Source organism: Microbacterium hominis NBRC 15708 (assembly GCF_001592125.1).
Classification (GTDB): domain Bacteria; phylum Actinomycetota; class Actinomycetes; order Actinomycetales; family Microbacteriaceae; genus Microbacterium; species Microbacterium hominis.
This window is the reverse complement of the sequence record NZ_BCWI01000005.1, coordinates 112,402-126,002: the sequence shown is the minus strand read 5'-3', so window position 1 is coordinate 126,002 and position 13,601 is coordinate 112,402. Positions and strand designations below refer to the sequence as shown.

11 protein-coding genes are annotated in these 13,601 nt (G+C 72.0%); 6 read left to right on the top strand and 5 right to left on the bottom strand.

Features of this window, described 5'->3' with window-relative positions; genetic code table 11:
* Positions 1-23: 23 nt before the first annotated feature.
* Both MHO01S_RS06185 and MHO01S_RS06180 read right to left on the bottom strand, forming a co-directional pair.
* Entirely contained in the window at positions 24-641 is a 618-nt protein-coding gene (locus MHO01S_RS06185) for a flavin reductase family protein (protein WP_060959022.1), read from the bottom strand.
* A gap of 80 nt (positions 642-721) precedes the next feature.
* Entirely contained in the window at positions 722-2,023 is a 1,302-nt protein-coding gene (locus MHO01S_RS06180; protein WP_371836318.1) for an O-acetylhomoserine aminocarboxypropyltransferase/cysteine synthase family protein, read from the bottom strand.
* Positions 2,024-2,227: 204 nt separating this feature from the next.
* Here MHO01S_RS06180 and MHO01S_RS06175 point away from each other — a divergent pair, with 204 nt between their 5' ends.
* From MHO01S_RS06175 to MHO01S_RS06165, 3 genes are read left to right on the top strand one after another with little or no spacing between them, the layout of a single operon-like run.
* On the top strand, positions 2,228-3,211 hold the full coding sequence (locus MHO01S_RS06175; RefSeq protein WP_060959024.1) for a PLP-dependent cysteine synthase family protein: 984 nt from the start codon (positions 2,228-2,230) through the stop codon (positions 3,209-3,211).
* Positions 3,208-4,374 carry a cystathionine gamma-synthase gene (locus tag MHO01S_RS06170; RefSeq protein ID WP_060959025.1) on the top strand — a complete coding sequence of 389 codons (1,167 nt, stop codon included), beginning with the start codon at positions 3,208-3,210 and terminating at the stop codon, positions 4,372-4,374. The genes MHO01S_RS06175 and MHO01S_RS06170 overlap by 4 nt, the downstream gene beginning before the upstream one ends.
* Positions 4,375-4,381: 7 nt before the next feature.
* Positions 4,382-5,359, top strand: coding sequence for a Gfo/Idh/MocA family protein (locus MHO01S_RS06165; protein ID WP_061782000.1), 978 nt, complete (start codon positions 4,382-4,384; stop codon positions 5,357-5,359).
* A 93-nt stretch (positions 5,360-5,452) separates the two neighbouring features.
* Here the strand turns inward: MHO01S_RS06165 and MHO01S_RS06160 are convergent, their stop codons facing one another.
* Entirely contained in the window at positions 5,453-6,154 is a 702-nt protein-coding gene (locus tag MHO01S_RS06160) for a GTP pyrophosphokinase (RefSeq protein ID WP_060959027.1), read from the bottom strand.
* Between the two features lie 82 nt (positions 6,155-6,236).
* On the opposite strand from MHO01S_RS06160, the gene MHO01S_RS06155 reads away from it, so the two are divergent.
* Together MHO01S_RS06155 and MHO01S_RS06150 are read left to right on the top strand one after the other, a co-directional pair.
* Positions 6,237-7,319, top strand: a complete 1,083-nt coding sequence (locus MHO01S_RS06155; RefSeq protein ID WP_061781999.1) for an FUSC family protein — start codon at positions 6,237-6,239, stop codon at positions 7,317-7,319.
* Between the two features lie 79 nt (positions 7,320-7,398).
* Positions 7,399-7,995, top strand: a complete 597-nt coding sequence (locus MHO01S_RS06150) for a PadR family transcriptional regulator (RefSeq protein ID WP_060959029.1) — start codon at positions 7,399-7,401, stop codon at positions 7,993-7,995.
* Positions 7,996-8,005: 10 nt separating this feature from the next.
* Here the strand turns inward: MHO01S_RS06150 and MHO01S_RS06145 are convergent, their stop codons facing one another.
* Complete coding sequence (locus MHO01S_RS06145) at positions 8,006-8,851, bottom strand: NAD-dependent epimerase/dehydratase family protein (protein WP_060959030.1); 846 nt, start codon at positions 8,849-8,851, stop codon at positions 8,006-8,008.
* A gap of 10 nt (positions 8,852-8,861) precedes the next feature.
* On the bottom strand, positions 8,862-10,481 hold the full coding sequence (locus tag MHO01S_RS06140) for an MFS transporter (protein ID WP_061781998.1): 1,620 nt from the start codon (positions 10,479-10,481) through the stop codon (positions 8,862-8,864).
* Between the two features lie 422 nt (positions 10,482-10,903).
* On the opposite strand from MHO01S_RS06140, the gene MHO01S_RS06135 reads away from it, so the two are divergent.
* On the top strand, positions 10,904-13,552 hold the full coding sequence (locus tag MHO01S_RS06135; protein ID WP_255266068.1) for a family 43 glycosylhydrolase: 2,649 nt from the start codon (positions 10,904-10,906) through the stop codon (positions 13,550-13,552).
* Positions 13,553-13,601: the final 49 nt, after the last annotated feature.

The following is a 13,601-nucleotide window of genomic DNA, read 5'->3' as shown; positions in this document are numbered from 1 at the left end:
GGGGCCGCCGATGCCTCCGGGCGTCAGGAGAGGCGGGAGTGGTCGCCGAGGCGGTGCCACGTGCGGTTGTGGTACACCAGCGCGTCGCCGTGGTCGCCGACGGCGACATCGCGCTCGAGCTGCGACTGCAGGGCGTGGGCGGCGAAGACGGTGGAGCCTCCGGCATCCATCCGCTCGATGACGGCGCAGCGCACCCACGCGCGGACGTCGTGGTACACCGGCTCGCCGGTGACCAGGCGCGACCAGGGGCGCGAGCCGTCGAAGCGGTCGACGCCGCTCGTCGCGCCCAGACGCGCGAGGTCGAGGTCGTTCGCGTCGAGGAGGTGGACCACGACCGTCTCGGCGGCGGCGAGGACGGCCGCCGACGACGACTGCGACGACACCGAGAAGATCAGCAGCGGCGGCTCGGCGCTCACGCTCGACACGCTGGTCGCGGTGAGGGCGACCGGCCCGTCACCGGCGTCGGCGGTGATCACGGCGACTCCGCCCGGGTGGCCCCGGAAGAGCGCCTTGAACTCGTCCGCCGACAGCGACGAGGCGAAACCCGCGGCGGCGAGATCGGCGCCTCGGCCGTCGCGGGCGTCGGTGGGCTCGGGAGCCGCGAACGGTGCGTCGATCGGTGCGGGGGGCGACGAGGTCATACATCCACGGTAAGCGCCCCGACGGGGGTGGGCTCCGCTGCGCGCAACACGGCGACATGTCGCGCGTCGCGGCCGGGTGTTCAGGTGGCGGCGGAGAGCGCGCGGTCGAGATCCGCGAGGAGATCGGATGCCGTCTCGATGCCGATCGAGAGCCGGATGAGACCGTCGCCGATGCCCAGACGCGCCCGCTCCTCGGGCGAGAACGAGACGTGCGTCGTCGTGGCCGGGTGCAGCGCCATCGAGCGGACGTCGCCGATGTTCGTCATCCGGCTGATGAGGCGGAGGCGGTCGAAGAACCGTTCGGCCGCGGGCCGCCCGCCGCGCACCGTGAAGGCGAACACGGAGCCGGCGTGACCACCGAAGCGCTCCTGGGCGATGCGATGGTACGGACTCGACGCCAGGCCCGCGAAGTCGACGCTCTCCACCGCGGGGTGGGCGTCGAGCCAGCTCGCGACGACCGCGGCGTTCTCGAGATGCTTCGCCATCCGCAGCGACAGCGTCTCGATGCCCTGCTGCAGCAGGAAGGAGTTGACCGGCGACAGTGCCGCACCGAGGTCGTTGACGATGCCGAAGCGCAGGTACGCCTCCAGCGCGCGCTCGCCGTGGCTGTCGACGAGCGACGGGCGGCCGGGGGCGATCGGCGCGGTGAGGCCCGGGTAGGCGCGCGACGAGCCCGCCCAGTCGAACCGTCCGCCGTCGACGATGACCCCCGACAGTGCGGCGCCGTGCCCGGTGAGGAACTTCGTCGAGGAGTGCACGACGACATCGGCGCCGTGCTCGAGCGGGCGGATGAGGTAGGGCGTCGCGACGGTGTTGTCGACGATGAGCGGGATCGTGTGGCGCCGGGCGATGCGGGCGACGGCGGCGACGTCGACGAGGTCGTTCTTCGGGTTGGGGATCGTCTCGACGAAGATCGCCTTCGTCTGCGGCGTGATCAGACGCTCCCACTCGGCCTCGTCGGCCGGGTCGCGCACGTAGTCGGTCGTCACTCCCAGCCGCGCGAAGGTGCGGTCGAAGAGGATGCGGGTGCCGCTGTAGATGCTCGCGGTCGACACCAGCCGCTCACCGGCGCCCGCGAGCCCCAGCAGCAGCGCGGTGATCGCCGCCTGACCGGAGCCCACCACGATCGCCCCGGTGCCGCCCTCCAGCGATGCGATGCGCCGCTCGGCGACCTCGTGGGTCGGGTTGAGGTTGCGCGAGTACAGCTGGCCCGCCTCCGCACCCGTGAAGCGGTCCTCCGCCTGCGCGAACGAGTCGAAGCGGTAGGCCGCCGTCAGATAGATCGGGGTGATGCGCGCACCGTGGTTGCGCTCGTCGACCTCGCCGGCGTGCACCTGGCGGGTGTCGAAGCCGTAGTCGTCGGTGTCGTCGTGCGTGCTCACCAGCACAGAGTAGGGCGGGCGCGACGAATGTGACGGATCGGGCGTAACACTTCGCGGCATCCCCTCGCCGTGGGTTAGCATCCTGACGTGGCCCTGACCTGTCGTTGTTGTCGCTGAGCGCTCCGCGCTCCCTTCGACGACCCCGACAGCCCGCCGCCCTCTCGCGCCCTCTGCGCACGCGGCACCACCCTCAGGACACCCCTCATGCGTTTCGCCTCGCACATCGCCGACGTCGTCGGCAACACCCCGCTCGTCCGTCTGAACGCCGTCGCCGCCGAGGTGCAGGCGACGGTGCTCGCGAAGGTCGAGTACCTCAACCCGGGCGGCTCCGCCAAGGACCGCATCGCCCGCAACATCGTCGACGCGGCCGAGCGCGACGGGCTGCTCCGCCCCGGCGGCACGATCGTCGAGCCCACCAGCGGCAACACCGGCGTCGGTCTCGCCCTCGTCGCGCTCCAGCGCGGGTACCGGATGATCTTCGTCGTCCCCGACAAGTTCACGGGGGAGAAGACCGCGGTGCTGCGGGCCTACGGGGCGGAGGTCGTGGAGGTGCCCACGAACGTCCCGCCGGAGCATCCCGACTCGTACTACAGCGTCTCCGACCGGCTCGCCCGCGAGATCCCCGGCGCGTTCAAGCCCAACCAGTTCGCCAACCCGAACGGTCCGCGCGCCCACTACGAGACGACGGGCCCGGAGATCTGGCGCGACACCGACGGGCGCGTCACCCACCTCGTCGCCGGAATCGGCACCGGAGGCACGATCAGCGGCACCGGCCGCTTCCTCAAGGAGGCGACGGCGGGCGAGATCGTCGTCGTCGGCGCCGACCCCGAGGGCTCGATATACTCCGGCGGACCGATCCACGGCTACGCCGTCGAGGGTGTGGGCGAGGACTTCTACCCCGACACCTTCGACGCGTCCGTCGTCGACCGCTACGAGCGGGTCTCGGATGCCGAGAGCTTCGCCATGACCCGCCGGCTCGCCCGCGAGGAAGGCCTGCTCGTCGGGGGCTCGTCGGGCATGGCGGTCGTCGCGGCCCTGCGCACCGCGCGGGGGCTTCCCGCCGACGCCGTCGTGGTGGTCGTGCTGCCCGACCACGGCCGGGGCTACCTCACCAAGCTCTACGACGACGCGTGGCTCGCGGCCCGCGGCATCCCTCTCGACACCCTCACCGAAGGAGCATCCGCATGACCACCGACGCCGCCCGCCGTTTCGCCAGCCTCGCCGTCCACGCCGGGCAGGACCCCGACGAGAGCACCGGGGCGGTCATCCCGCCCGTGCACTTCTCCACGACGTTCGCCCAGGACGGGATCGGCGGTCTCCGCCAGGGCTACGAGTACGGGCGCAGCGGCAACCCGACGCGTACCGCCCTGCAGGCCCAGCTCGCCGCGATCGAGGGCGGCGCCCACGCGTTCTCGTTCGCGTCGGGACTCGCCGCCGAGGATGCGCTGCTGCGGGCCGTGCTGGTCCCGGGCGACGAGGTGCTGCTCGGCAACGACGTCTACGGCGGCACCTACCGGCTGCTCGCGCGGGTGCTGGGCCCGTGGGGTGTGCGGCTGCGCCTGGTCGACATGAGCGACGAGGACGCCGTCCGCGCGGCCGTGGCCGAGCGGGCCCCGCGCCTGCTGTGGGTCGAGACGCCGTCGAACCCGCTGCTGCGGATCACCGACATCGCGACGCTCGCGCGGATCGGCCACGACGCGGGCGCGCTCGTCGTCGTCGACAACACCTTCGCGACCCCCGCGCTGCAGCAGCCGTTGGCGCTCGGCGCCGATGTGGTCGTGCACTCGACGACCAAGTACCTCGGCGGCCACTCGGATGTCGTCGGCGGCGCGCTCGTGCTCGCCGAGACCCACCGCGACGACGCCCTCGCGGCCGAGATCGGCTTCCTGCAGTTCGCCGTCGGGGCCGTCTCCGGTCCGCTCGACGCCTGGCTCACCACCCGGGGCATCAAGACGCTCGCGGTGCGGATGGAGCGCCACAGCCGCAACGCGGCGGCGGTCGCGGAGTTCCTCTCCGAGAGCGACCGGGTCGCCCGCGTCTACTATCCCGGCCTGGCCGACCACCCCGGCCACGCGATCGCGGCGCGGCAGATGAGCGGCTTCGGGGGCATCGTCTCGGTGGCCCTCGAATCGGGCGAGGCGGCGCGCCGCTTCGCGGAGTCGACGCGGCTCTTCCAGCTCGCGGAGTCGCTGGGCGGCGTCGAGTCGCTCGTGAACTACCCCGACGCCATGACGCACGCGTCGGTGCGCGGCACCGAGGCCGCGGTGCCGGTGGAGGTCGTGCGGCTGTCGGTGGGCATCGAGGACGAGGCCGACCTGCTGGAGGACCTCGACCGCGCCCTGCGGGCATGATGGAGGCATGAGCGAGAGAGCACGCTGGGCGGTCCTGGGCGCCGGTGTCATCACGGGCGACTTCCTGGCGGCGCTGCCGCACGCCGAGCACGGCGTGCTCCACGCGGTCGGCGCGCGCGACGGCATCCGGGCGCGGGAGTTCGCCGACCGGTTCGGCGCGCCCGTCGCGGGCACGTACGACGAGGTGCTGGCACGGGGCGACGTGGATGCCGTCTACATCGGCACCGTGCACACCACCCACGCCGAGCTCGCGCACGCCGCGCTCGACGCGGGCAAGGCGGTGCTGTGCGAGAAGCCCCTGGGGGTGACGGCCGCCGAGACCGACGCCGTGCTCGCGCACGCGGCCCGGGTGGGGCTGCCGGTGGTGGAGGCGTTCAAGTACCGCTTCGGTCCGTTCCCCGAGCGGCTGCGGGCGCTCGTCTCCGCGGGGACGCTGGGCGAGCTCGTCTCGGTGGACTCGACCCTCGGCTTCGCCGCCGACGCGCACGACGGGCGTCTGTTCGATCCCGCGACGGCGGGCGGGGCGATCCTCGATGTCGGGTGCTACCCGGCATCCCTCGTCGTGGGCCTCGCCGCGTGGGCGGGGATCGACGCCGAACCGGTGATCGTCGCGGCCGACGGCGTGGTCGGCGCCGTCGACGAGCAGGCGCGCGCGACGATCGCGTTCGGCGCGTTCGAGGCGCGCATCGCCACCGCGATCACCGCCGACCTGCCGCGGCGGGCCGTGATCCGCGGCACCGCCGGCGAGCTGGAGATCGAGAACGTGTGGGGCAGCCGCGTCGTCTCGACCGCCGAGGCGGTGCTGCGCCGCTCCGACGGGACGGTCGAGCCGATCCGCACCGCCACCGTCAGCCCGATGGCCGCCGAGGCGGACGCGACCGTGCGGGCGCTTCGCGAGGGGCGCACCGAGGCGCCCGAGATGCCGTGGTCGCAGACCCGCACGACCGCGCGCCTGCTCGAGGACTGGCGCGCCGCACTGGACTGAGCCCGTTCGCAGAATCGGAGATCAGCAACGGACTCGGATGCGGGGGCGCTCGCCATCCGCATCCGTTGCTCGTCTCCGCATCCGATGCGGCGCTCAGACGGCGTGGATCGCCCCGGACGGCGATCCGTGCAGCTGGCCGTGGAGCCGTTCCATGCGGGCGTCGAGGAGGGATGCCGACTCGGCGGCCTCCTTCAGCTCCACGAGCAGCCCGTCGGGCACCGCCCCGGCGTACTTGTAGTAGATCTTGTGCTCCAGGCTCGCCCAGAAGTCCATCGCGATCGTGCGGAACTGCACCTCCACGGCGACGTCGACGCGGCCCGACGAGAGGAAGACCGGCACCTCCACGATGACGTGCAGGCTCTTGTACCCGTTCGTCTTGGGCTGGGCGATGTAGTCCTTGACCTCGCGCACCGTGATGTCGTCCTGCTGGGTGAGCAGGTCGAAGAGGCGATAGGCGTCCTTCGTGAAGCTCGTCGTCACCCGGATGCCGGCGATGTCGGTGATCGCGGCGCGGATCGCGTCGAAGCTGGGCTCGACGCCCTTGCGGGTGATCTTGTCGACCAGGCTGTCGGCGCTCTTGACGCGGCTGGAGACGTGCTCGATCGGGTTGTAATCGTGCATGAGCAGGAACTCGTCGCGGAGGATCCCGAGCTTGGTCTCGACCTCGCGGAGCCCGAACTGGTACTCCAGCAGGAAGCGCTGGAACTCGTCCCGCATCATCCGCAGCTGCGCGGCGGAAAACGTCGCGATCCCCTCGTCGGTCGACACGGACAGGCCCGGCGCACTCGCTTCCATGCTTCCGACCGTAGCGAGCGCTCCTCGGCGGATGCTGTGGGCTTCGGAGGACCCGGCCGCACCGGCGGGGGACAATGGAGGGATGCCGTCGCCCACCCCGCCCGCCCGCTTCGGCGATCGTGTGCGCGCGGAGGCCGCGCACGTCGGGCGGAGCCTGGCGACGTTCGGCCCCGCGCGCGGGCGCCGCTGGCCGTTGGCCGTGCAGGCGGGGCTCGCGATGGCCGTGCCGATCGTGGTGCTCGCGGCATCCGGTCACGCCGAGCTCGCCCTGCTGTCGGCGACCGGCGCGTTCGCGGTCATCTACGGCGGGTGGCTGCGACCGCGGGAGCGCGCCCGGGTGGCGCCGCTGCTCGCGCTCGCCCTGTGGGTGTGCGCGGCGGCCGGCACGCTCGCGGCCGGCGGCGGCGTGCTCGCGGTGCTCGGCGGAGTGCTCGTCACCACGGTGGTCACCGCGGCGCTGGCGGGCGCGGTCTCGCTGGGCCCTCCCGGACCGGTGTTCTTCGTGCTGGTGTTCGGGCTGTCGGCCCAGGTGACCGCCGTCCGCGGCGGTGCGCGGGTCGTCGATCCGTGGACCTACCTCGCGATCGTCGCCGCATCGGGGGCCTTCGCGTGCCTCGTGGTGGCGGCGCCGCTGCTCCTGCCGCGCTATCGACGGGAACGCCCGCGACCGCTGGGCGTCCTGTTCCCGCCGCGCTGGTCGGGCGTCGCCCGCATGCTCACGCTGCGCGCCGTCGTCGTGGGCGTCGTGGGCGTGGCGGCCGCCGCGGTCGTCGACCCGGCGCGCTCGTACTGGATCGTGTGCGCCGGCCTCGCCGTGGTCGGACTGCCGGTGGGACGGCGGGATGCCACGACGCGCGGCATCCACCGCACCGTGGGCACGGTCGTCGGCGGCGCGCTCTACCTCGCCCTCGCCTTCCTGCCGCTGCCCGTGTGGGCGCTCGGCCTGCTGCTGGGCGTGCTGCAGGTCGCCATCGAGATGGTCGTGGTGCGCCACTACGCGCTCGCGCTCGTGTTCATCACCCCGCTCGTGCTGCTGCTCATCGGTGCGGCGACGGGCACGGTCGAGACGCTCCCGCTCGCTCTCGAGCGGATCGTCGACACGCTGGTCGGCGCGGCCGTCGGCACGTTCGCGGCGCTCGCGGTGCGGGGGCGGTCGCCGGAGTGACGCCGGCGCCGGCCATGTGGTTTCCGCGTATGCATATACTGAGAAAGCACATCGGGCGGTCGGGGGAGCGGGGGAGCGGATGTCGGTACGGCAGAGCCTGTTGGCGATCCTCGATCAGGGCCCCTGCTACGGGTACCAGTTGCGCGCCGAGTTCACGCGTCGCACCGGGGCGGCCTCGCTGAACGTCGGCCAGATCTACAACACGCTGGAACGACTCGAACGCGACGGACTCGTCTCCAAGGACGAGGTCGATGCCGAGGGGCACGTCTACTGGCGCATCACGGATGCCGGTTCCGCTGCCGTCCGCGACTGGTTCGACACCCCCGTGGAGCGGGTGGAGGGCGCCCGAGACGAGCTGACGCTGAAACTCGCGCTGGCCGCGACCCTGCCCGGCGTCGACGTGCTCCCGCTGGTGCGCGCGCAGCGCGCGGCGTCGCAGGGGCGGCTCGACGAGCTGACGGCGCGCTATGTCGCCGTGGAGGTCGGCGACCCGGCATCCGTGGTCGCGGCGTTGCCCCTGTCGGCGACGCTCTTCGCGGCCGAGAGCGAGGTGCGCTGGCTCGCCCACGTCGAGGACCGGCTCTCGGGCCCGTCCTCCGTGCCGCTCGCGCAGGAGCTCTCGTCCGACCGGCCCAAGCGCGGACGGCCGGCGAAGACCGCCGTCACCGCCTCGTGATCTGCGGCCCTCAGCGCTCGTCGCGCCAGGAGTGGCGCGGCGTCCAGCCGAGCAGGCGCTGCGCCTTCGCCGTCGAGAACAGCGACGCGTTGACGCCGAGCTCGCCGCGCACCTCGACGTCGGGGAAGACCTCCGCGACGAGTTCCGCGTTGGGGCGGCTCATGACGGTGTCGCCGGCGGCGATGAGGAAGTGGTCGAACCCGGCGGGGGCGACCTCGAGGGCGCGCGCGATGACGGCGGCGCCGTCGCGGGCGTCGATGTAGCTCCACAGGTTCCACTTGCGTCGGGCGGCATCCGCGTCGAACGACGGGAACTCGGCGTAGTCGGCGGGGACCATGACGTTCGAGAAGCGCAGCGCCGTGAGCGACACCTCGGGGTGCCAGCGCACGAGCTCCTTCTCCAGGGTCTCCTCGAGGTGCTTGACCAGCGAGTAGACCGACTCGGGGCGGGCGGCGTAGGCCTCGTCGACGGGGATGTAGGGCGGCGGCACGTCGAACGGAAGGCCCTGCACCGTCTCGCTCGACGCCGTCACGATCCGGGTGATGCCGAGGCGGATCGCCGCCCACAGCACGTTGAACGTGACGGCGATGTTGTTGTGGAACGTGGCGACGTCCGACCGGATGCCGGGCGCCGGGATCGCCGCCAGGTGCACGACCGCGTCGAGGCCGTCGTGCTGGTCGTTCACGCCCTGGAGGGCGTCGACGGTCTGGCCGTAGTCGGTGAGGTCGACCTGCACGAAGCCGGCGCCGCGCGTGCCGACGACGTCGAGCCCGACGACGTCGTGGCCCGCCTCCCGGAGCTCGTTGACGACCACGGTTCCCAGCTTTCCGGATGCTCCGGTCACGGCGATACGCATGGGCCCGAGCCTAGCGGCGGGCGAAGGTGCGCAGGCGGGCGGCCCCGACCAGGCCCAGCAGCAGGAAGGCCGACGCCACCAGCAGCGACCAGCGCGTCGCGTCGGCGAATCCCGCCGAGAGCGCCTGCACGGCGGCATCCGTCTGCGCGCCGAGCATGCTGGAGGCGCCCTGCGCGCGCAGCTGCGAGATGAGCGTGCCGGCCGAGGTGCGCGTCGCATCGGCGAGCTCGGTGGCCGCGGTGCCGGTGATCCCGGCATCCGACAGCGCGCCGGGCAGGGTCACGGCGAGCGAGATCGACAGGGCGGCGCCGGCGAACGCCGTGCCGAGCGCCGTGCCGATCTGACGTACGGTCGACTGGGTGGCCGAGCCCTGGCCGCTGATCTCCACGGGGACGTCGCGCAGCACGGTGCCGGTCAGCTGCGCCGAGGCGAGGCCGAGTCCGAGGCCGTAGACGACCAGCGGCAGGGCGATGAGCCAGCCCGGGGTGGTGGCGCTCGCGAGGGCGGCGAGGACGAGGACGCCGACCACCTCCAGCCCGAGGCCGATCAGCACCGTGCCGGGGGAGCCGAAGCGCGCCGCGAGGTGGCGGGCCGCCGCGCCCGAGGCGAAGGCGCCGAACGCCATGGCGGCCAGCACGAGACCGGTCTGCATGATCGACAGGCCGAGTGCGGCCGTGAGGTACAGCGGCAGCACGAAGATGATCGCGAACTCGCCGACCGCGACCATGGCCGCGGTCACGTTGCCCCAGGAGAAGGTGCGCAGAGAGAACAGGTGCAGATCGAGCAGGGCGTCGCGCTGCACCCGCTCGCGGTGCCGCTCCCAGAAGACGAAGAGGGTCAGCGCGACGGCCGCGACCGCCAGGCAGATCGGCACGACCGAGATCGGTGCGGACGCCGGCCAGGTCCACGAGCCGAGGGTGAGGTCGGCTTTCGGCGTCCACCACCCGAGGTCGGGTCCCTCGATCACGGCGAACACGAGCGCGCCGAAACCGATCGCCGACAGGAGGGCCCCGTCGACGTCGGCGCCGCGGCGGAAGCCGGAGCCGCGCGTCTCGGGCACCGCCCACACGGCGAGTGCGAGGATGAGGGCCCCGAGCGGCAGGTTCACCAGGAACACCCACTGCCAGGAGGCGTACTGCGTGAGGGCGCCGCCGACGAGCGGGCCGATCGCGGCGGCGCCGGAGATCACGGCGCCCCAGACCCCGAAGGCGGCGGCGCGGTACCGGCCGCGGAAGACGGCGTTCACCGTCGACAGGGTCGCGGGCATGATGAACGCGGCACCCACGGCCTGCACCGCTCGGGCCCCGATGAGGGCGCCCCCGGTGGCGGATGCCGCCGCCCACACGCTGCCGCTCACGAAGACGACGATGCCGACGAGGAACAGGAGCTTGCGCCCGAAGCGGTCGGCGAGCTTGCCGGTCGACAGCAGGAGCGCGGCCAGCAGCACGGCATACAGGCTCGACACCCATTGCGCGTCCGTCAGGTCGAGGTGCAGATCCCGGATGATGTCGGGCAGGGCCACACCGACGATGGTGCCGTCGAGCACGATCATCCCGAGGCCGGCCGCGAGCACCGCAAGCCCCATCCATTCCCGCCGGGAGGGGGCCGGTTCCCGCACACCTTCAGTCATACTGAAAGTATGCACCCGGGGTCGGCGTGCGTCCAGTCGCGACCGCCGTCTGTTATCGATAACCATCGAAACGGTCGTCGAAAACGTTGCCGAGCGCCAGTGGTAGCGGTAACATCACGAATGTTCCATCTGAAACGGGATGTCGGGGGCAGTGTCGCTCACCCGAGCGCACCCGTCTCCGCACGGACCGGACGACTCCCCGGACGGGGTCCGGTCGATCGTGCATGCCGGCACGTTCGACCGCGCACGTTCACGTGCACCCGCCGTCCGAGGAGTCGTCGGAGTGTTCCTGACTGTGCAGGGGCGGCGATGCCGCCTCGGTCCGGAACGGCGAAAGTGTACACCTCGCACCGCGTGGTCGCGCTGAACGCCAGGCTCCTGCGATGGGCGCACCGCAGTCACAGATCAAAGGAGTCATCGACGTGAGTCAACCCACGAAACCGCCCGCCGCCGAGCATCGGTCGATGATGCGGCGGGCCGGCGCGCTCGCCGGCATCGGAGCCCTCGTGCTCTCCGCCCTCGCGGCGGCCCCCGCCGCCGCGGCGGCGACGCCGGTGCCCGCCGTCAACGTCTTCGCCGCGGCCACGGAGAGTCCCGCCGTGCCGGGCAACCTCCTGCCCGACGGTCGCTTCGTCGAGGGCTTCACCGGCTGGACCACCGTCCAGGGCGGCACGCTCGCACTGAGCGACGACGCCGCCAGCGGCGCGCACGCGCTGAAGGTCACGGGTCGCACCGCGACGCAGTCCGGTCCCTTCGCCAGCGTGACGGGAAAGCTGCAGCCGGGGGCCTCCTATCGCCTCACGGGCAAGATCAAGTACACCGACGGCCCCGCCACACAGCGGTTCAACTTCACGTTCTGCCCGTCGAACTTCAACGGCTGCGACGACCGGGGACAGACCTTCACGAAGGGCGAATGGGGCACGTACACGGCCGACTTCGTCGCCGAGGCGAAGCACGCCGACATGGCCTGGCTGTTCGTTGAGACGCCCTGGGGCTCTGCCGCCCTGCAGGACTTCCTCCTCGACGACGTGTCGTTGGTGAAGACGGCCGACGCCCCCGCGGGGCCGGCGTTCACCTCGCTGGAGAAGGTGCAGACCAAGCCCGTCGGCGACCACAACCCGATCGTCGGGCAGAAGTTCGGCGCCGACCCGCACCACCTCGTCTACAACGGTCGCCTCTACATCTACTCGACCAATGACACCCAGCAGTACGAGGCGAACAGCAAGGACGCCAACGGTCTGCCCACCCAGTCCAACGGCTACGGCGCCATCACGACGCTGAACGTCATGTCGACGACCGACATGGTCAACTGGGTCGACCACGGCGCCGTTCCCATCGCCGGGGCCGGATCGGCCGCTCCCTGGTCGCGCAACTCCTGGGCGCCCGCGGCGATCGAGAAGGACGGCAAGGTCTACCTGTACTTCTGCGACAACGGCACGGGCACCGCGGTGGTCGTGGGCGGCTCGCCGCTCGGGCCGTGGACCGACCCGCTCGGCAAGAAGATCATCCCCGACACGGTCTCGCGCGACTACATCAACAGCGGCGGCTTCCCCGCCGGCATGTGGCTGTTCGACCCGGAGATCTTCATCGACGACGACGGCCAGGCCTACCTGTACTTCGGCGGCAACTCGCAGATCGGATCGGGCAGCAACGTCCAGGGGCCGCAGAACCCCAAGTCGACCCGCGTCGTGAAGCTGAAGGATGACATGGTCACCCTCGACGGCGACCCCGTCGAGATCGACGGCCCCGGCATGTTCGAGGCCTCGTCGATGTTCAAGCGCGACGGCAAGTACTACTACTCGTACTCGTCGAACTTCCAGGTCAACGAGGTTGCGGGCCAGTACCCGTCGCGCGGCGGCATCGCCTACATGATGACCGACGACCCGATGGACCTGCCGTCCGCGAAGTACGCGGGCGTGGCCTTCCAGAACCAGAGCGCGTTCTTCGGGGCGGGCAACGGCGGCAACAACCACTCCGACATGTTCACCTACAAGGGCGAGACCTACTTCACCTACCACGCGCAGACGCGCGGGGCGGCGTGGGCGCAGGCGCTCGGCACCCCCGGCCAGACGCAGGGCTACCGTTCGGTGCACATCGACAAGCTCGACTTCAACGCCGACGGGACGATCAAGCCGATCGTCGGCACGCGTCAGGGTGTCGCGCAGATCGAGGACTTCGACCCGTACCGCGCGTTCGAGGCCGAGACGCTCGCGTGGCAGCTCGGTGTGAAGACGGTGCCGACGACGGAGGCATCGGTGGAGTTCCCCGAGCACAACGGCAGCGGCAACATGGCGCTGTCGAGCCTCGACGACGGTGACTTCGCGGCGCTGTCGCAGGTCGCCTTCGGCGACGGTGCGAAGTCGGTCTCCGCGCGGGTGAAGCCGCTCGTGGAGGGCGCGTCGATCCAGGTGCGTCTCGACAACGTCGACGGACCGGTCGTCGCGGAGATCCCCGTGACGGGCACCGCCGGCGAGTGGACGACCGTGTCGGCCGCCGTCACCGGTGCCGAGGGGACGCGCGACGTGTTCTTCGTGTTCGCGCAGCCCGAGGGTGCCGAGGTCGAGGACGGCCTGTTCGAGGTCGACAGCTGGGAGTTCGCCCCCGTGTCCGACGAGCCCGGGCAGACGGACCCCTCGATCGCGCTGAGCGCGACCGAGGTGCGCGCCGGTGAGGCGCTCACCGTGACCGGCAGCGACTTCGCGGTGGACCGCGTCGAGGTCGGCATCGCCAGCACCTATCGCGCGCTGGCGCAGGCGGATGTCGTCGACGGCGCCTTCTCGGCACAGGTCACCGTTCCGTCCGACCTCGAGCCGGGATCCCACACCATCCAGGTGCGGGTCGACGGCGAGGTCGTGGCCTCGGCTGCCATCACCGTGCTCGCCGCGGCGGGGACCGACCCCGGCACCGGGTCGGGCACGCCGACGCCGACACCGACGGCGACGACGGCGGGCGGGTCCACCCTGCCCGCGACGGGCGGCACCCCCGACGGTCTCGTCGCGGGCGTCCTCGTGGGACTGCTGCTCATGGCCGCCGGTGGTGCGGTCGTGCTGCGGAGGCGTCGCCTGAACTGATCGACGGTCGGTTCGCTTGATCGCGGGCGGATGCCGGGCCTCCGGCATC